Genomic DNA, 20,632 nt, shown 5'->3' on the forward strand with positions numbered 1-20,632 from the left:
AAGATTAGCCACGAATTCACGAATTTTTTGAATTAAATTCTTTTTAATAATTCGTGAATTCGTGGCTATAAAAAAATCATTTTAATCTGTAAAATCTGTGGCAAAAAAACAATTCTTCACTAAAACTTAAATGCTATGAAGTATAAAGTAGCTTTTCTCGTAACTGTACTTATTTTCGGAAATATGTTTTCCCAAAATAAATACCGCCTTAAAAATATTTCTACCACCGACGGACTTTCGCAGAGTTCTGTTATTGCCATACATCAGGATAAACTTGGGCAGATGTGGTTTGGTACGCGCGACGGACTGAATAAATACGACGGCAGCCGATTTACGATTTTCAGGAATGATGTCAACGATAAATCTTCCATCAGCAACAATGATATTTTGGCAATTGTTGAAGACAATTTGGGAAAAATCTGGGTTGGAACTTACAATGGTTTAAATTGTTATGATCCTGTTTCTGGCAAATTTACCCGATATCTGCATACCAAAGCCAATCATACGATAAGCAATAATGCGGTTTGGACGATTAAAGAAATTGGCAGCGAAATGTGGTTTGGAACTTCAAAAGGGCTGACAATTTTGAATAAAAGTACTGGGAATTTTACTTCGGTTTTTCATTCAGATACAGATACTTCAACACTTCCCAGCAATAATATTTTAAGTATTGTAAAAACTAAAAAAGGTGAAATCTGGATTGGAACTACAAAAGGTTTATGCCAGTTGACAAGCAGAAAAGGCAGTAAATTTTCGTTTAAAAACTATCCGTTAAACCCTTTTGATTTATTAACGGTACAATCGGTTATTGAAGATAAAACGGGTAATTTATGGGTTGGAACAAAAAACAAAGGACTTTTAAAATTCGATAAAAAACAAAAAACTTATGTTCCTTTTTTAGATGCCGCGAAATTCAGCGAAATCAATAGTGATATTCGATCTTTAATAATTGACAAACAAGGTTCTTTATGGATTGGCGCTTATGACGGAATTTATATTTTAGGACAAGATAAGAATCTGCAAAAAATAAACAACAGCAATAACAGCAACGGAATCGACAAAGTAAAATCTGTTTATATGGATAAAAAAGGTTCGATCTGGATTGGCTGTTATTACAAAGGTGTGAATCTTTGGGACGTTTCAAATGTCAATTTTTCTAATTACAATCAAAATTCGAAAAAGATTCCGATGAGTTTTGATGTAGTAAGTTCGATTATTGCCGATAAAAATCATAATATTTATTTTGGAACAGAAGGCGGCGGAATTACTATTTACAACAATAAAACCGAAGCTGTAAGTTACATCAACAGTAAAACGGGTCAGGCCAATAAAAACGACATTAAATCGATGTGCCTTTCTGACGATCATATTTTGTGGATTGGAACTTTTAGCAAAGGTTTATCAGCTTACAACACGATTTCAAAAAGAATTGAAGACAATCGAATTACTTCAGATTTATTGACATTATTGAAAGAAAGCGGTGTTTATTCGCTTAAAACAGAAGGTCCTGTTTTATGGATTGGAACTTTCGGAAAAGGCTTAATTCGTTACGATACAGCAAATAAGAACTTTCAAATTATTGGAAATGACAATACAAAACCTGTTTTTTTAACCAATAATATTGTTCGAACTATTTTAGTTGACAAACAAAATTACGTTTGGGTTGGAACTCAAAATGGTTTAAACCGAATTCCGCTTAAAAATTTCAATCCGCAGCAATATAAAATTCAGCATTTCTTTTATGATCATGCTGCTTTATCCGGCGACGATATTTTGACTTTGTTTCAGGATTCTCAACATAAAATCTGGGTGGGAACAAAAGCTAAAGGACTTCATTATTTTGATGGAAAAAAATTCATTCACATTAATCTTAAAGTAGGAAATACGGTTATTACCTCTATTCATTCTATTTTAGAAGATGATGATAAAAACCTATGGATCAGCACTAATTTGGGAATTATCAAATACAATACAACGAAAAAAAATATTGTAATTTATGATCAAAAAGACGGTTTGGCGAGCAATGAATTCAATGATAATTCGGCTTTAAAATTAGATTCCAATCAATTTTATTTCGGAAGTCCGTCTGGAGCAACTTATTTTGATGCTGCAAAAATTTCCCTAAATCAATATGCGCCTCAGGTTTTAATTACAGATTTAAAAATCAAAAACGAAACCGTAAGTCCAAGTGATGAAGACGGGATTTTAGAAAAAAGCATTGGTTTTACACAAACCATAACGCTGGATTATGATAAAGCTAATTTCTCGATAAACTTTGCGATTCCAAATTACATTCGATCAAAAAACAATCAATACAGTTATCGATTAATTGGATTGGAAAATAACTGGACAACGACTAAAAATGCCGAAGCTAATTTTGCGATTCAAAATCCCGGAACTTATGTTTTTGAAGTCCGCGGTGCAAACAACGATGGCGTTTGGAACAAAACTCCGGCAACGCTTACGGTTGTTGTAAATCCGGCTCCGTGGCGCAGTATCTGGGCGTTTTTATTGTACGGAATTATTATTGGTTTAGGTTTATACGGTTTGATCTGGATCATGAAATCGAAAGCGAGATTGAAACAGAAATTAGAACTGGAATATCTTGAAACGAAACGTATTGAAGAAAATAACCGTGCAAAACTAGATTTCTTCACTAATATTTCGCATGAATTTAGAACGCCTTTAACGTTGATTTTAGGGCCTTTGCAGCAAATTCTGGCGGATTATAACGGAACGAACGAAATGTACAAAAAGCTTTTGGTAATTGAAGGAAGCGGGAATCATCTTTTAAGCTTAATTAATCGTTTAATGGATTTCAGAAAATTGGAGAATGATCAGGTTACATTAGAATCTGCTAACGGAAATATTGTGAAATTTACCAAAGAAATCTTTTTATCGTTTATAGAATATGCCAAAGACGGCGGTTACGATTATACTTTTGAAACTTCGGATGAAGAAATATCGGTTTATTTTGATCGATATAAATTAGAGCGTGTATTTTATAATTTGATTTCGAATGCGTTTCGATATACGCCAAAAGGCGGAACTATCAATATTAAAATAAATCACGATCACGAAAATCTTTTTATTGCTGTGGAAGATTCGGGAGTAGGAATTTCAGAAGAACATATTGATAAAATTTTTGATTTGTTTTTTGAAGTGCCAACGCATAATCAGGTTCAGAAAAATTACAATAAAGGAACCGGAATTGGGCTTTCTATTGTAAAAAATATTGTCAAACTGCATAAAGGAACAATCGATGTTACCAATAAAACTTCGGGCGGTGTTATTTTTAAAGTGACGCTTCCGCTTGGGCGTGAACATCTTTTAGACAGCGAGATTATTCCTGATTTTAAAATCAGCGATGATATTGCGCAATACACGGCGCAGCTTGAACCTTCGGAAACTATAGAAAATGAAGACATTGAGGATTTAATTGTTAATGAAGAAAAGCAAACCATTCTGCTTGTTGAAGATCATAAGGTTTTGAGAAAGTTCATGAAAAACCTGCTCAAAAAAGATTATAATATTATTGAAGCCGAAAATGGAAAAATTGCTTTTGAAAAGGCTTTAAAATTTGTTCCGAATTTGATTATCAGCGATGTTATTATGCCTGAAATGGTGGGAACTGAACTTTGTTCTAAAATAAAAGAAAACTTAAAAACGAGTCATATTCCGGTTATTTTGCTGACTTCGAGATCTTCATTAGTATATAAATTTGAAGGTTTAGAAAGCGGTGCCGATGATTATATCAGTAAACCATTTAATTTAATGGAATTCAGGCTACGTGTTAAAAATCTTTTAAACTCAACCGAGCGTTTAAAACTTAAGTTCTCAAGTGAAGACAGTTTTATTCCTTCAGAAATTACGGTTTCTTCTCTGGATGAAGAATTATTGAAAAAGGCTTTTAAAATTGTAGAAGATAATATTTCGAACGAACAATTTGATATTCCGTTTTTCTGTTCAGAATTAGGTGTAAGCCGCACCATGTTATTCTTAAAAGTAAAAGCGTGGACGAATTTTACGCCAAACGAATTCATTCATGAAATCAGGTTAAAACGCGCCGCTCAGTTATTGGAACAAAACAAATTAAACGTTTCAGAAATTAGTTATAAAGTAGGCTTTAACAATCCGAAATACTTTAGCAAATGCTTTCAAAAAAGATACGGAGAAACTCCGTCGCAATATTCCGACAAATTTTATAAATCTACTGTCGTATTTTAAAAATCCCACTGTTTTTAGGGCTTAAAAAAGGGTATCTGTATTTTTAGATACCCTTTTTTGTATTTCTATATCGTTTTCGGCCTATACATTTGCGATATGAAAATCAAAAAAACAAGCTTTTTATTGCTGCAAATTTTTTTTGTCATTGTGATAATCGGAATGAGTTTATTGCTTTTCTACTTTCTCTAACATTAACCTTAAAACCAAAAAATGAATGTTTACAGACGAACAAATTAAATCGTTTAGATGGTATTTACTAGTATCTTTTTTACTGGCAAGTATCATGATGACTGCACAGGAACGAAAAGTTACAGGAAAAGTGACTTCGAGCGAAGATTTACTTGGTCTTCCTGGTGCTAATGTCTATATCAAGAATTCCTCTGTTGGAGCTACTACAGATATGGATGGAAATTATACCGTTTTTGTTTCTGAGAAAAATGCTGTTTTAGTATTCAATTTCGTAGGATATCAAAGCGTTGAAATTCCGGTTGGAAACAAAACTGCAATTAATGTAAGTTTAAAACCAGATACTAAAAATCTTGAAGAAGTAATTGTTGTAGGTTATGGAACTCGTAAAAAGAGCGACATTACAGGTTCAGTTTCTTCTGTAACGGCAAAAGAATTGACTGCTTATCCGGTTCTAAGTGCAGAGCAGGCTTTACAAGGTCGTGCAGCGGGGGTTTCGGTACAAAGTAATAATGGTGGTGAACCAGGTGCGCCTGTAAAAATCAGGGTTCGTGGAGGAACTTCTATTAATGCGAGTGGAGATGCCCTTATAGTTGTTGACGGTTTTGCAGGAGTTTCTATGCCTGCGCCTCAGGATATTGCTTCGATTGAGGTTTTAAAAGATGCTTCGGCAACGGCAATTTACGGATCAAGAGGTTCAAACGGGGTTATTATGGTTACAACTAAAAAAGGAAAACCAGGAAAACCGGTAATTGAATTCAGCAACTCTACTTCTATTCAAACTGTAAACAATAAACTGGATTTATTAGATGCAGATCAGTTTGCAGCGTACAGAAAAAGTTTCACAACACATACACAAGGTCCTGCAAACACAGATTGGCAAGATGTTATTTATCGTGACGGAATGATTTCGAATACACAATTATCATTTTCAGGTGGATCTGATACTGTGAAATATTATGTTTCCGGAACTTATTTCAACCAAAATGGTGTTGTAATTAATTCAGGAATTGACAGATATACGATTGTTGCCAATCTTGAAGCTGATTTATCCCCTAAATTCAAAGTAGGTTTAAACACTTTTACAAGTAAACAAAACAAGGACGGAATTGTGAGCCAGACTGGAGCCGGAGGAACTGGAGCTGCGGGTGTAATTGCATCGGCTTACCGTTTTATGCCAGACAAAGGAATTTATAATGAAGACGGAACGTATACAACAACAGCACCAATTGGTGATGACATTGACAACCCGTATGCAACGGCAATGGAAAATATTCTGGAAACAGTTTCTATTGTAAACAGAAACAATTTCTTTGCACAATACAAAATCACTAAGGATTTAGATTTTAAAACGACTTTAGGTTTAACAGATAATAATTCTCAAACAGGAAGATTTATTCCTTCAACTTTAATTGCTGGAAAAAATATTAAAGGAGAAGCTTCTGTAAACAACACTAGATTTTCTTCTTTCTTAACAGAGAATTATTTGACTTTTAAACGTGAAATTATCGAAAAAGGGGTTTTAACGGTTCTTGGAGGTTATTCATACCAAAAGAACAAAAACGAAAGTTCATTCGCAGCTTCAAGAGGATTTTTAACAAATACGAATTCATATAGAAATCTTGGTGCAGGAACTGTATTCTTAAAACCGGATTCTAATTTATCTGAAACTGAATTAATTTCTGCTTTCGGAAGGTTGAATTTTGATTATGATGATAAGTATTTACTAACGTTTACGGCCAGACGAGATGGTTCTTCAAGCTTTAGTAAAAACTACAAATACGGAACTTTCCCTTCTGGAGCAATTGGATGGAATATCGGAAAAGAAAATTTCTTAAAAGACAGCAAAACTATTTCTAATCTTAAATTGAGAGCGAGTTACGGAGCAACAGGAAATCCATCTATTGGTGCCTACTCTACTCTTTCAAGATTCTCAGAAATTTATGATGTGAGTGGTGACGTTATTGTAAATGCGGTTCAATTGACATCTTTGGATAATCCGAATTTGAAATGGGAAACTTCATACCAGCAAGATTACGGAATTGATTTAGGTTTATTTGATAACAGAATCAGTATTACGGCAGATTACTATAAAACGATCACAAAAGATTTATTATTCAACAGACCGCTTCCGGGAGTTTCCGGAATTGCTTCTCAGCTTCAAAACGTTGGAGAATTAGAAAACAAAGGATGGGAATTGGGTATTAATTCTAAAAACTTTATTGGTCAGGATTTTACATGGAATACAAGTTTTAATATTTCTTCAAACAAAAACAAAGTATTAAAATTAGCTGATAACAAAGATTTATTGATCAACTCAACTCCAGGTCATTTCTTGGCTACAGAATCTCAAATTTTGAGAGTTGGTGAGCCGGTTGGTTCTTTCTTCGGGTTTATTTATGATGGTGTAATTCAACAGGGAGAAACTGTTTTACCTGGGAACTTTGAAACGACTGCAGGAGGTGAAAAATTCAGAGATTACAATGGTGACGGAAAATTAGATTCGCAAGATAAAACGATTATTGGAAATCCAAATCCTGATTTCATCTTTGGTTTAAACAATGATTTCACGTATAAAAATCTTGATTTGAATATTTTCTTCCAAGGTTCAGAAGGCGGACAAATCCTAAACTATACTTTAATGGAATTAGCGTCTGGAAACAACAATGCTACAACAGAAGTTTTAGATGCATGGACCCCAACAAATACAGATACAAATGTTCCTAAAAATGCAGCAAGAACAAAAAGAGTTACGTCTAGATTTGTTTATGACGGAAGTTACATCCGTTTAAAAAACATCTCTTTAGGATATAGTTTAAGTGAGAATGTTGTTTCTAAATTCGGATTAAGCAAAGTTCGTTTTTACATCAGTGCACAAAACCTTTGGACGATTACTGATTATCCGGGAACTGACCCAGAAACAAGTTACTTAAACGACAACAACTCAAGAAGTAATACCAACTTAGGATTGGATTATGGAGGTTATCCAAACGTGAGAACGTTTACAATGGGTCTAAACGTAAAATTCTAACAACAAAAATATCATGAAAAAATATATAGCTTTTCTTTTCTTGGGAACACTTACCTTTTTTGCATGTTCTGATTTAGAAGAACATCCGGTGGGAGTAATTCGTCCAGAAAACTTTTTCAATAATACCGACGATTTACAGGCAGCTGTAAACGGAGCTTTTGCAAACATTGCACATAACAATTATTGGGGAAGAGAATTTACAATTGCCTTAATGCTTCGCGACGATATGTCTGACATTGGTGATAGAACTACACAAGCCGCACGTATCGATGTAAACGATATGAGTATGAACGATACAAATGCACTTGTAGCTAACTTTTGGCCACAGTCGTATGTAATCATTACAGCAGCAAATCAGGCTATTGAAGGCGCTAAAAAAACGCCCGGAGATCCTGCAAAAGTAAACGCAATTGTAGCTCAGGCTTATTTTGCAAGAGCTTTTACTTACTATCATTTAGTACGTCTTTTTGGAGATATTCCGTACATTGATTTTGTAGTAAACGATGTTTCTCAGGTAAACTCTATCAGTAAAACAAAAGAAGCTGATGTTTATCCTAAAATTATTGCCGATTTAGAATTTGCAAAACAATGGCTGGATGATAAACCAAAAGTAAAAGCCGTTCCTGGAAAAGGTACTGCAGCAGGATATTTAGCTTCTGTTTATTTAACTTTGGGTCAATATCAAAAAGCATATGATGAAGCGAAATATGTTATCACAAACGAAACAAAATTTGGTTTAGGTCTTGATGCAGATTTTCAGGATTTATTTAACGCCACAAAAGCTGCTTCGTTAAAAGAACCATTATTTACAGTAGATTTTAATAACTTAACATCTGGAAATTACGGTCAGGATTATACAGCGTTTTTTACAGGTTCATTAAAAGATGACAGTTACAGCTACGGACAAGGATTTTCTGTTGCCGTTCCTTCATTAAAAGTATTTAATACTTGGGATCAAAGAGATTACAGAAGAGCTGTAAGTTTTGATACCATTATTAGAAAGAAAACCGGTCCGGGCGGATCATTGCAGGTTTATCCTTCAAGCGATAACGAAAAAGCGCCTCGTCCGCATATTGCAAAATATTTCCGTTTTCCGGGAAAAGCAGGTGCAAACGGAAGAACTTCTCAGCACAATTATATTACAATGCGTTATGCCGAAGTTTTATTGACAGCAGCCGAAGCTTTAAACGAAATTAATCCGGGAACTGCAGAAGCTGATGGTTATGTAAACCGAGTTCGTGCAAGAGCAAGAAATAAAGGAGGAAGACAAGTTTCTTTCCCTGCAAATGTAACACCAGGTTTGTCAAAAGCTGATTTCAAAAAAATGGTTATTGACGAAAGAAGATTAGAATTAGCTTTTGAATACATCAGATGGTATGATATCAAAAGATTGAAAAATGGCCCTGAAGTATTTGGTCCTGCTGGTTTAGAACCACATGCTAATTTTAATCCTGATAAAGATTATTTATGGCCATTGCCGGGAACAGAATTGGCAATAAATCCAAATTTAAAACCAAATAATCCTGGTTACTAAAAAATTAGATTAGTTAGTAAAGGAGCTGGATGTAATTATTTAACACATAGAAGCATAGGTTTTTTATTTACGTGAGCCAATAAAATAAATGACATATCATTTACACATGATAACTATGTTTCTATGTGTTAAATCATCCGGTGTTTAATTAGTAAAAATTATTATTGAACGCAGATGAAACGGATTCGCTATCGCGAAGACACAGAAAAAAACGGATTTTTAAAATCTAGTTTAAAAAAATCGGCGAAAATCAGCGTTTTCGCGATTGCGAATCCGTTTCATCCGCGTTCAAAAACTTAGTATAGAAACTAAAAATAAAGATTAATTAGTAGTATGAATAGAGTTAGTTTCATTTTATTCCTTGGGTTTGCATCGCTGGTAACAGCGTGCAAGTCCGGGATTAATTCTCAAACAAAAAATACCCCTGCGGTAACAAATAATCTTCTGGAAACGCGTTACAAAATGTTACTCGATTATCCGGTTGATTCTCTGTCGATGCCAAGAAGTATGAATATCAAAACCAATGAGATTCGCAAAGTCCCTTCGAGAGACTGGACAAGCGGTTTTTTTGCCGGAAATCTTTGGCAGTTATACCGATTGACTGGCGATTCAAAATATAAAGAACAAGCTCAAAAATGGACTCCTTTCAGCAAAAAGGAAAGTGTTAACAGTAATTCGCATGACGTAGGTTTTAAAGTGTTTTGCAGTTTCGGAGAAGCGCTGAAAGTGGAAAACAAGAAAGAGTACGAAGCGGTAATTATTAAAGGCGCTGAAACTTTATGCACAAGGTTTAATCCAAAAGTAGGTTCAATCCGTTCTTGGGATTTCAACAAAGAAATTTGGGATTACCCAGTTATCATTGATAATATGATGAATCTGGAATTGCTTTTTGAAGCATCTAAATTATCAGGAAATCCAAAATACCGTGATGTAGCCATTCAACACGCTAATACCACTTTAAAAAATCAATTTAGGGAAGACAACAGCTGTTATCACGTAATTGATTATAATCCGAATACAGGTGAAGTTAGAAAGAAAACTACTTTACAAGGTTTCAACGACGATTCAGTTTGGGCACGCGGACAAGGCTGGGCAGTTTACGGATTTACAATGTCGTACAGATATACAAAAGATCCGGCTTATTTAAAACAAGCCGAAGCAACAGCAAAGTTTTTTATGACCAATAAAAACCTGCCGGAAGACGGAATTCCGTATTGGGATTTAAAAGATCCGAGTATTCCAAATTCACCGCGAGATGTTTCAGCCGCAATGGTTATGGCATCAGGATTATACGAATTGTACAGTTATACACAAAATAAAAGTTATCTGGCTTTCGCCGATAAACTAATGGCTTCGGTTCAAACTGATAAATATATTTTAGATTCTAAAATTAAGGCTCCTTTTCTATTCGATCACAGTACAGGAAACTGGCCAAAACACGACGAAATTGACGAACCAATAATCTACGCCGACTATTATTTTCTGGAAGCGTTACTTAGAAAAAAGTAAGTTAAGGGACTGAGGTGCTAAGATACTGAGGGACTAAGGTTTTTTTAGCCTCAGCACCTCAGTATCTTAGAACCTTAGAACCTTAGAACCTAAAAAAACTTATGAAGAACTCATTATATCAAAACAATACATTTTCAATTTTTGCGCTTTTTGTTTTTTTTCAGATTTGTCTGAGCAGCAGTTTTGCTCAGACAAAGATGAATTTAAACGACAACTGGCTGTATCTTGAAAATCATACTTCAAATCTTACCGAAGCTCAAAAGGCTTCAAACTGGACTTCCATAAATTTACCACATACTTGGAACGCCGAAGATGCAACCGACTTATATCCGGGTTACAGACGTGACGCAAGCTGGTATCAAAAGAAATTAAATATTCCGCAAATTGATAAAAACAAAGTGTATTCGCTATACTTTGAAGGTTCAAATATTACAACAAAAGTGTATGTAAACGGAAAAGAAGCCGGCGGACACATTGGTGGTTATATTGGCTTTTCTATAGATATTACTAACTTTATTAAAGAAGGAAACAACGATATTTTTGTTCGCGTTGATAATAGTTACGACATCGAAATTATTCCATCTCAAAAAAGTGATTTCTTTATTTATGGCGGAATCACGCGTGATGTTTGGTTCGTTTCGAAATACAAAAATCATATTGATAATTTGAAGATTACAACGCCGGAAGTTTCGGCTAAAAATGCTTCGGTACAAGTTGTTTCTTCTTTTGTAAATGTTGATAATTCAAAAGATTTATCGTTAACCGTAACACTTAAAAATCCGAAAGGAAAAAAAGTAGCCAGTAAAACTATTCCTGTTTCTGATAAAACTTCGACAATCACTTTTGAAAACATCAAAAACCCGGAACTTTGGGATACCGAAAAACCGAATTTATATTCCTTAACGGCTGTTTTATCTGAAAAAAATCAAATTAAAGACAGCGTTTCTGAGAAAGTAGGTTTTAGATGGTTTGAGTTTAAAGATCACGGTCCTTTCTATTTAAACGGAAAACGTTTATTGATTCGCGGAACACATCGTCATGAAGAACAAGCCGGAGTTGGTGCTGCAATGAGCAACGCACAACATTGGGCCGATATGAAATCGATAAAAGATATGGGTGCAAATTTTGTTCGTTTAGCACATTATCCGCAAGATCCTGAAATTTACAAAGCTTGTGATGAACTTGGGCTTTTAGTTTGGGATGAATTGCCGTGGTGCCGCGGCGGAATTGGTGATGAACTTTGGCAGACAAATACTAAAAATATGCTCAAAGAAATCATCAACCAAAATTATAATCATCCAAGTATTATAATCTGGTCGCTTGGAAATGAAATGAACTGGCTTCCTGATTTCCCTAATGGTGACAATACCGAAAAAACAAATGTCTTTTTAACGGAACTAAACGACATTGCGCATAAACTGGACCCAACCAGAAAAACGGCAATTAGAAAATATTATGAAGGTTCACATATTGTGGATGTATTCTCCCCTTCTATCTGGTCTGGCTGGTATTCTGGAAGTTACAAAAGCTACCAAAAAGCAATTGATGTTTATAAAAAAGAATATAAACATTTCATCCACGCTGAATATGGCGGAGACAGCCATGTAGGCCGTCACAGCGAAAACCCAGTAACAGGCGAAAATGTTATTAAAGCGGAAGGCTGGGAAGAAGCAATTGTACAAACTAAAGTTGCGAATATTGCCCAAATTGGAGATTGGAGCGAAAATTATATCGTTGATTTATTTGACTGGCACTTGCATATATCCGAGAATGACCCAAATTTTGTGGGAAATGTACAATGGGCATTTAAGGATTTTGCAACGCCTTTACGTCCGGAAGATGATATTCCGTATATGAACCAAAAAGGTTTGGTGGACCGAAACGGAAACCCGAAAGATGCATATTATGTTTTTAAAAGTTATTGGGGCAAAGAGCCTTTCGCTTACATAGAATCGCATACCTGGACAGAACGTCAAGGTCCTGAAAATACACCAAGAACAATCAATGTTTTTAGTAATTGCGAAAAAGTTACCTTATTTCATGACGGAAAATCTCTTGGCGAAAAACTAAGAAATCTTGCTCTTTATCCTGCAAATGGGTTAACTTGGGATGTCAACTTTAAAAAAGGAGAAAATGTTTTAGTTGCTATTGGTAAAAATAAAGACGGTAAAATGGTTTCTGATACGATTAAGGTTAATTATCGTTTCAATAAAAATGATACAGCTTCGTCTTTACAATTGTCTTCAGAGAAACTAAAAAACGGTAATTATCTGGTTACGGCAATTGCGATTGATAATAACAATTTACGTTGCTTAGATTATGAAGAAAGTGTTTATTTCCAATGTTTAAAAGGTGGAAAAACTTTGAAGAATCAAGGAACACCAACTGGAAGTGAATCAATTAGAATGGCGAATGGAAAAGCTTCTATTGAAGTTATTTCTGATGGTTCTGGTGATCCTATTGAAATGACGGCGTTGAACCAGAGTTTTAAAGGAGAATATTTGAAGATTCCAGTGAATTAAAAAAGTTGTTTCACGCAGATTTTGCAGATTGAGCAGATTTTTTAGATATAGTTTTGTCATTTCGAGGAACGAGAAATCGCACACGAAACTCCGCACAGAATGTTGCCAATCTTTGTCGATCCCCGCGTGTGATTTCTCGTTCCTCGAAATGACAAAAATGAGAATAAATTAAAAACATCAATTAAACTAAAAACTTATGAAAAATACCTCTTTTTATAGTATCGTTTTAGTATTGACAAGTTTTGCTGGCAATGCACAAGTAGTAACATTAAATGCCGATGGTCCTGACGGAGTTGGCACTTATGAATTAATTACAAACGCATTAGCTCCAGGAACGGCAAACGGGGCTATTGAAGCTCCAGATGCGATTCATCCAGGTTTTGGACGTCATATTGCCGAGGTTTTTGATACGGAACTAAACAAAAATGTTTTTGAGTTTTATTCTCATGTGAGTAATACACCTCCGGATAATGAACCTGTAGCAGGAAAAACGGACAGACAGCGTGTTGAGATTAAATCATACAACCCTTCTCCAGATAATTTAAAAGGAATTATTGGCGAAACGGTACAGTATAAATGGCGTTTTAAAGTGCCCGCAGGATTTAAACCTACAACAAGTTTTACACACATACATCAGGTAAAAGCGGTAGACGGCGACGATGACGATCCTCTTTTTACTTTGACATTGAGAAAATTATCTAATGGAGGAACTCGATTGGAATTAATTTATGATAAAGATGCCGCTGCTTCAACCATAAAATATCAAAATCTAAACATGTCATTGTTTGAAGGTGTTTGGGTTGAAGCTGTAGAAACCATAAAAGTCGGATTACAGGGAACCTTTTCCATCATAATAAAAAAAGTAAGCGATGGAACTGTTTTAATGGATTACAGCAATGCTAATATTCAAACTATTCGTCCTGCTTATACATCGACAGCTGGTGTTACCTATGCAGCAAATTCTTTTATTCGTCCTAAATGGGGAATTTATCGCAGTCTTGCTGATATTGCAAATATGAGAGACGAAGCTATGCGTTTTTCTGATTTTAGTATCGAAGAATTGACTACTTTATCTTCAAAAGAACATGCGGCAGAAAATATATCTTTACAATTTCCGAATCCTGTTGGAGATAAACTACAGCTGTCAGAAGTTATCTTAAATCAATATACCGGATTAAGCATTTACGACAGCAGCGGAAAACAAGTTATTACCCACGATAGCCTATCTGAAAATGTAAATGTATCGTCTTTAAAATCGGGGCTTTACATTATCAAATTCAAAAAAGAGAATACCTTTTCGAAAGGTATAAAAATGATTAAAAAATAAATATTGCAAAATGAAAAAACTAATTACCCTTTTACTGCTGACTTCAGCCTTTATTGGACAATCACAAGGTTTAATTTCAAACGTTCCAAACCGAAACACAACTTCTTTAAACGGCGTTTGGAATTACATTGTTGATCCTTATCAAACAGGATTTTACAGCTTTCACCTTGACCAATACGACAAACAGGAAAAACCGGCAAAAGGCGCATTTTTTACTAATTATCATGCGCAAAACAAACAGGAATTAGTAGAATATGATTTTGATAAATCACCAACAATAAATATTCCGGGCGACTGGAATTCACAAGTTACAGAACTAAAATATTACGAAGGAAATGTTTGGTTCAAAAAATCTTTCGACTACAATTTGGCCGCTAATAAGCGCCTTTTCGTGTATTTGGGAGCCATCAATTACAAAGCAGATGTTTACTTAAACGGAAAAAAACTGGGAACTCACGAAGGCGGTTTTACACCATTTAATTATGAAGTTACCGGGATTGTACAACCAAAAGACAATTATTTGGTTATTAAAGTAGATAATACGCGCCATAAAGAAGACGTTCCAACAGTTAATACTGATTGGTGGAATTATGGCGGAATTACGCGTGATGTTACTTTAATCGAAGAAGAATCTGCATTTATTGAAGATTACACCATTCAGCTTAAAAAGAATAATGCCAATGTTATTTCTGGTTTTATCAAAATCAATAATTTGAATCCGGCACAAAATCAGGCTTCGATTTCTATTCCAGAATTAAGGATTAATTACAAAGGAAAAATTGGTGCTGATGGAATTTTAAATTTTGAAATTCCAGCGAAAAAAATCTCTTATTGGTCACCGGAAAATCCGAAATTATATGATGTTACAATCGATTTTAACGGAAAGAAATTAAATGATAAAATTGGTTTTAGAACAATTGAAACACAGGAAGACAAAATTTTATTGAATGGAAAACAAGTCTTTTTAAGAGGAATTTCGATTCACGAAGAAAATGCAAAAGGTGGACGCGCAAATTCTCAGGAAGATGCTTTACGTTTATTAAACTGGGCAAAAGAATTAGGCTGTAATTATGTTCGTTTGGCGCATTATCCGCATAACGAAAACATTATTAGAGAAGCTGATAAAATGGGATTAATGGTTTGGGAAGAAATTCCGGTTTACTGGACGGTAGAATTTAAAAATGAAAATACCTATAAAAATGCCCAAGATCAGTTAACCGCTGCCATTACAAGAGATAAAAACAGAGCGAGTATCGTGATTTGGTCTATGGCAAATGAAACTCCAATTTCTGATGCCAGAAACACTTTTATCACGAATTTAGTAACGCATACAAAATCTCTGGATAATACAAGATTAATCAGTGCGGCTTTATTAACGCGTAACGGAAAAATTGACGATGAAATTGGTAAATCACTTGACATTATTGCTTTTAACCAATATTTAGGATGGTATGGCGGTAACTTAGAAAATGCTGAAAAAACATTCTGGACTACACCATATAACAAACCGGTTTTTGTTTCTGAATTTGGAGGAGACGCAAAAGCAGGATTTCACGGAGATAAAACCGAACGCTGGACGGAAGAATATCAGGAATATTTATACATTCAGAATTTGAAGATGATTGAAAAAATACCTCACTTAAGCGGATTAAGTCCGTGGATTTTGGTTGATTTCAGATCTCCAAAAAGACTTCTTCCGGGTATTCAGGACGGTTACAATCGTAAAGGTCTAATTTCAAATGATGGTGAAAAGAAAAAGGCTTTTTACATTATGCAGAATTGGTACGACAAAAAGAAAAAAGAAGAAAAGTAAATTAAGAACCATTACCAATTCATTAACAAAAAACAGACTGTATTTATATGATTTTTCTTCATTATTAACTTACTTTGTAGTTATTCTAAAAATTGTAACCTTATGAAAAAATTTTATTTAATGGCAGTTACTTTATTTGCTGCCTTTACAGTTCAAGCTCAAGATGTAGTAAAATTTGCTCCGCTTGATGCAAGTCCGGTTGATATTTCTTATTTCCCAAACAAAGCTGTTAAATTCAAAAAAACAGATAATCCTAGTCCGATTGTAAAAGTTATTTACGCAAGACCTTCTGTAAAAGGAAGAACTGTTTTTGGCGATATCGTGAAATTTGGTGAAGTTTGGAGAGTTGGTGCTAATGAAAATACAGAAATCAAATTTTACAAAGCAGTAACAATTGGTGGAAAAAATATTCCAGCAGGAACTTACAGTTTATTTGCTATTCCTGAAAAAGATAAATGGACTATCATTATCAATAAAGAAATTGATTTATGGGGTGCTTATGCTTATGACGAGAGTAAAGATGTTGTTAGGGTTTCTGTTCCTGTAAAACCAGTAAATGAAGTAATCGAAGCTTTATCAATTGCTTTTACAACTCAAGGTAATGTAGCTAATTTGGTTATTGGATGGGATAAAACAACTGCTGAATTGCCTATTACGGTTAAATAATTGTTTACGATTATAAAGTTATATACAAAGAGACACTAATTAAATTAAGTGTCTCTTTTTTTATGCTTTTATAAGAGTCAATTATACCATAACTAACTATTAACTAACCATAAACCAAAAAGAATGAAAAAAACCACTTTACTTTTATTTTTTTTATTGTCCGTTTTCTACGGCTATTCTCAGCAAAAATTTAAAATTACATACGAACAATTAAAAGAGTATGAAGGTATTTATGAATATGAAAATAATACCACACTGCAAATTGCCGCGTCACCAAAAGATACTATTTTATATGCTATCATCAATGAAAGTAAGTATTCATTAAAACCTCAGGAGAAAGATATTTTCCTGAATATGTCAAAAGAAAAAGTAACTTTTGTCAGAAATAATACTGCTGCGATTACAGGTTATACTTCTGATGGAAAAACCTTCAAATTAATTAGTAAAAAAGTCGTTTTCCCGAAAGAAATGTGGTATCCAAGACTTAATGCTTCTAAAGATTATAAATATGTATATCAGCAGCCTAAGAAAGATCTTGATGGTTTAGTAACCGGGAATCTTGATCAGTCTGGTCTGGACAAAGCATTATTACACGAAATGATGCAAAAAATTGTTAACGGAACTTATCCTAACGTTCACAGCGTTTTGATTATTAAAGATGGAAAACTGGTTTTTGAAGAATACTTTTATGAATACAACAAAACCAAACTTCATGAAATTCGTTCGGCTACCAAAAGCTTTGTCTCGGCACTTACAGGAATTGCTATAGATAAAGGATTTATCAAAAATAAAAATGAAACGGTACTTTCTTATTTTCCTGATTATACGTTTAAAAACCTTACTTCTGACAAAAGGCAGATTACCATTGAAAATCTTTTAACGAATCAAAGCGGACTTGATTGTGATGTGAGCAATCCAAAGTCAGTTGGGAATGAAACTACTATGAACTATTCTGATGACTGGATACAATTTACCTTAGATCTTCCGATGATAGATGTTCCGGGCGGCAAAGGAATGTATTGTTCGGGAAATCCTATAACATTGGGAAAAATCATTGAAAGAGCAACAAAAATGCCTTTACCTGAATTTGCCAAACAGACTCTTTTTAAAGATTTGGGCATTAAAAATTTTAAATGGAATTTTAAACCCGATGCATCAAGTGCCGAAACTTTCTGTCAGGTTTATTTGAATTCAAGAGATATGGCAAAATTAGGAATGCTGTATCTTAATAAAGGAGTTTGGAACGGGAAACAAGTAATCTCTAAAGACTGGGTTGAGGAATCCTTAACAAAACATTCTGTTGTGCAAGGTGTGAATTATGGTTATTTATGGTGGCTAAAATACCTGAATGTTGATGGTGTTCGATATGATGGAAAAGCTGCCCAAGGTAACGGTGGTCAGAAAATTTATATTTGGGAAGATCAAAATATGATAACCGTTATTACTGGCGGAAATTATAACTCACAATCACCAAGCGATGAATTGATTCAAAAATATATCCTGCCATCTTTCAATAAAAAAAAGTAGGGAATGATTAGTTATTAATGGTTAATTGTAAATGGTAATTACCAACTAAAATTTACAATTAACCATTTACAATTAACCATTTACAATTAACAATTAAGCAATTATTTTATCCAATGTAATTGGCAAGTCTCGTACACGTTTTCCGGTTGCGTTAAAAACAGCATTTGCAATTGCAGGCGCCATTCCAACCAAAGCCGTTTCGCCAAGACCTTTTGTTCCCATTGGGTTACTGATTGGGTCTTTTTTATTGACGAAGAAAACTTCCTGTTTTTCAATATCCGCATTTACGGGAACATGATAATCGGCGAAATTATTGTTGATTGGACGACCGAAACGATGATCGATTTCCAATGCTTCCATTAATCCCATTCCGATACCTCCTACTGCACCGCCGTACATTTGTCCTGCAGAAGTTTTTTGGTTGATAACCGTTCCGATATCAGCACATGAAACAACATGCGCCAAACGTATTTTACCCAAATTCGGATTCACTAATACTTTTACAAAGTGAACTGAAAACGAATAAATAGAATATTTCTTAGCTTCTTCTGTAGCTTTTGATTGATTTTCAACTTCTAATCCATCTAATTTATTAGCACTAAGTAAAGAAGTCAAAGCAACAGTTTTAGCAGTATCTTTTGTTGAAGAAACGATTCCATTTGCAAAAGTTAAATCTGTAATTGGAGTTCCTTTTAAAGCCGGGTTTTCAGTCGCTAATCCCAACACTTTACTTACCAATAAATTACAGGCATCATGAACTGCAGAACCAACAGATGAAGTCGTTGCCGAACCTCCTTGCGTTGGACCTTTTGGCAATCCGCTTTTTCCCATTTCGATAATTATATTCTCAGCAGGTAAACCAGTTATTTCAGCACCAATTGCCGTCATCATGGTTGCCGTTCCCGGCCCCATATCGTTTACACTGCACTGGAGCACTAAATTTCCATCGGGCAAAAATTTTGCTTTTACAGAAGTTGGACTTCTGTAGCAACCAAAAGTTCCGGTTCCCATTCCGTAACCTACAAGCCAGTCTCCTTCTTTCACAGAACCCGGTTCGTTTTTACGGTTTTTCCAGCCAATGCGTTCCATTCCGCCTTCGTAACATTCTAAAAGATATTTACTACTCCACGGTTTATTTTGTTCCAAATCTTTCTCAGCATAATTCAGCTTTCGAAATTCAATTGGATCTAAGTTTAATTTATAGGCCAGTTCGTCCATTGCACATTCTAATGCAAAAGAACCTGTTGCCTCACCCGGACCACGCATCCAGATTGGCGTACAAGTGTCTAACGGAACAATTCTGTAACGTGTCGAAACATTTTCACAATCATAAATAAATCGGGACATGTTTACCGTTCCTTCCATGAAATCTTCATAACTGGAAGTCATCGCAACAGCTTCATGAGTTAAACCAGTTAGTTTTCCTGCTTTTGTTGCGCCTAAACCCATTTTCTGAATGGTATAAGGTCTGAAACCAACATTCGTAAACATTTGCTCGCGGTGCAAAACTAATTTTACAGGGCGATTTAATTTCTTTGCACCAATTAATGCTGCGATTTCATAAGGCCATGTGTGTAATCCCATTCCAAATGCACCTCCAAGATATTCAGAGTGTACTTCTACATCTTCAGCTGGCACATCAAAAACTCCGGCAACACTTCTGCGCGTTCCTTCAACACCTTGACTTTTGGTGTATAAAATTGGTTTGTTTCCATCCCATTTTGCGATAATATTCGCCAGCTCCATTGGGTTATGAACTTCAGTTGGAATCGTATAATCAGCTTCTAAAATTACTTCTGCATTTTTATAACCGTCATGAACTCCTCTGTGGTAATCATTCCCTTTATCTGTTTCTACTTTTTTCTCTTTATCCGCAGCTTTTTGAAGTTCAGTCGAATGTTCTTCTTTAAAATAATCGGCTTTAATTAAACTCGCTGCATATTGCATACGCTCAAAAGTATCGGCAATTACCAACGCAATTGGCTGATCATAATACAAAACCGAATCATCTTTGAAAATCTGCAGGGGCTGGCCAAAATTATGTTTGTCTTTTGCTTTTTGATATCCGGCAGGTTTGTCTACATTTAAATGCGTAATGACAGCCAGAACTCCCGGCGCCCATTCTGCTTTTTTAGTATCGATGGTTTTGATTCTTCCTTTTGCAATCGTGCTTCCAACTAAACAGGCATACACTACTCCGGGCGTTTTATATTCGGCAGAATAAGTTGCTGATCCCGTTACTTTAGCAAATCCGTCAACTCTATTAATATTACTTGTCTTGCTCATAATT

General features: G+C 34.8%; 10 protein-coding genes. 9 read left to right on the plus strand and 1 reads right to left on the minus strand.

Features of this window, described 5'->3' with window-relative positions:
* The first annotated feature begins 135 nt into the window (after nucleotides 1-135).
* The 9 genes from J2Y38_RS16955 to J2Y38_RS16995 all read left to right on the plus strand — a co-directional run bounded on the left by J2Y38_RS16955 (nucleotide 136) and on the right by J2Y38_RS16995 (nucleotide 18,342).
* A complete protein-coding gene (locus J2Y38_RS16955; protein ID WP_309844803.1) occupies nucleotides 136-4,227 on the plus strand; it encodes a two-component regulator propeller domain-containing protein in 4,092 nt (1,363 codons plus the stop codon).
* 214 nt (nucleotides 4,228-4,441) lie between these two features.
* Nucleotides 4,442-7,444 (plus strand): TonB-dependent receptor, encoded by a 3,003-nt coding sequence (locus J2Y38_RS16960; RefSeq protein ID WP_309844804.1) that lies wholly within the window; start codon nucleotides 4,442-4,444, stop codon nucleotides 7,442-7,444.
* Nucleotides 7,445-7,457: 13 nt separating this feature from the next.
* A complete protein-coding gene (locus J2Y38_RS16965) occupies nucleotides 7,458-8,978 on the plus strand; it encodes a RagB/SusD family nutrient uptake outer membrane protein (RefSeq protein WP_309844806.1) in 1,521 nt (506 codons plus the stop codon).
* 333 nt (nucleotides 8,979-9,311) lie between these two features.
* The gene (locus J2Y38_RS16970) at nucleotides 9,312-10,487 is read left to right on the plus strand and encodes a glycoside hydrolase family 88 protein (protein WP_309844808.1); all 1,176 of its coding nucleotides are present in this window, start codon (nucleotides 9,312-9,314) and stop codon (nucleotides 10,485-10,487) included.
* A gap of 101 nt (nucleotides 10,488-10,588) precedes the next feature.
* Nucleotides 10,589-13,009 (plus strand): glycoside hydrolase family 2 TIM barrel-domain containing protein, encoded by a 2,421-nt coding sequence (locus tag J2Y38_RS16975; RefSeq protein ID WP_309844810.1) that lies wholly within the window; start codon nucleotides 10,589-10,591, stop codon nucleotides 13,007-13,009.
* Nucleotides 13,010-13,205: 196 nt separating this feature from the next.
* Nucleotides 13,206-14,336 carry a T9SS type A sorting domain-containing protein gene (locus tag J2Y38_RS16980; RefSeq protein ID WP_309844812.1) on the plus strand — a complete coding sequence of 377 codons (1,131 nt, stop codon included), beginning with the start codon at nucleotides 13,206-13,208 and terminating at the stop codon, nucleotides 14,334-14,336.
* Nucleotides 14,337-14,346: 10 nt separating this feature from the next.
* Nucleotides 14,347-16,149, plus strand: a complete 1,803-nt coding sequence (locus J2Y38_RS16985) for a glycoside hydrolase family 2 TIM barrel-domain containing protein (protein WP_309844813.1) — start codon at nucleotides 14,347-14,349, stop codon at nucleotides 16,147-16,149.
* Nucleotides 16,150-16,251: 102 nt separating this feature from the next.
* The gene (locus tag J2Y38_RS16990) at nucleotides 16,252-16,815 is read left to right on the plus strand and encodes a DUF2911 domain-containing protein (protein ID WP_309844815.1); all 564 of its coding nucleotides are present in this window, start codon (nucleotides 16,252-16,254) and stop codon (nucleotides 16,813-16,815) included.
* A gap of 123 nt (nucleotides 16,816-16,938) precedes the next feature.
* On the plus strand, nucleotides 16,939-18,342 hold the full coding sequence (locus tag J2Y38_RS16995; protein ID WP_309844816.1) for a serine hydrolase: 1,404 nt from the start codon (nucleotides 16,939-16,941) through the stop codon (nucleotides 18,340-18,342).
* 93 nt (nucleotides 18,343-18,435) lie between these two features.
* Here J2Y38_RS16995 and J2Y38_RS17000 read toward each other — a convergent pair whose 3' ends face one another.
* On the minus strand, nucleotides 18,436-20,628 hold the full coding sequence (locus J2Y38_RS17000) for a xanthine dehydrogenase family protein molybdopterin-binding subunit (RefSeq protein ID WP_309844818.1): 2,193 nt from the start codon (nucleotides 20,626-20,628) through the stop codon (nucleotides 18,436-18,438).
* Between the last annotated feature and the right edge of the window lie 4 nt (nucleotides 20,629-20,632).

The sequence above is a fragment of the Flavobacterium sp. 2755 genome (genome assembly GCF_031455715.1).
GTDB lineage: Bacteria > Bacteroidota > Bacteroidia > Flavobacteriales > Flavobacteriaceae > Flavobacterium.

Bases quoted from the DNA above. Each gene is read 5' to 3' on its own strand.
- J2Y38_RS16975 (WP_309844810.1), top strand. From the start codon at position 10,589: ATGAAGAACTCATTATATCAAAACAATACATTTTCAATTTTTGCGCTT.
- J2Y38_RS16980 (WP_309844812.1), top strand. From the start codon at position 13,206: ATGAAAAATACCTCTTTTTATAGTATCGTTTTAGTATTGACAAGTTTT.
- J2Y38_RS16965 (WP_309844806.1), top strand. From the start codon at position 7,458: ATGAAAAAATATATAGCTTTTCTTTTCTTGGGAACACTTACCTTTTTT.
- J2Y38_RS16970 (WP_309844808.1), top strand. From the start codon at position 9,312: ATGAATAGAGTTAGTTTCATTTTATTCCTTGGGTTTGCATCGCTGGTA.
- J2Y38_RS16990 (WP_309844815.1), top strand. From the start codon at position 16,252: ATGAAAAAATTTTATTTAATGGCAGTTACTTTATTTGCTGCCTTTACA.
- J2Y38_RS17000 (WP_309844818.1), bottom strand. From the start codon at position 20,628: ATGAGCAAGACAAGTAATATTAATAGAGTTGACGGATTTGCTAAAGTA.
- J2Y38_RS16985 (WP_309844813.1), top strand. From the start codon at position 14,347: ATGAAAAAACTAATTACCCTTTTACTGCTGACTTCAGCCTTTATTGGA.
- J2Y38_RS16960 (WP_309844804.1), top strand. From the start codon at position 4,442: ATGTTTACAGACGAACAAATTAAATCGTTTAGATGGTATTTACTAGTA.
- J2Y38_RS16995 (WP_309844816.1), top strand. From the start codon at position 16,939: ATGAAAAAAACCACTTTACTTTTATTTTTTTTATTGTCCGTTTTCTAC.
- J2Y38_RS16955 (WP_309844803.1), top strand. From the start codon at position 136: ATGAAGTATAAAGTAGCTTTTCTCGTAACTGTACTTATTTTCGGAAAT.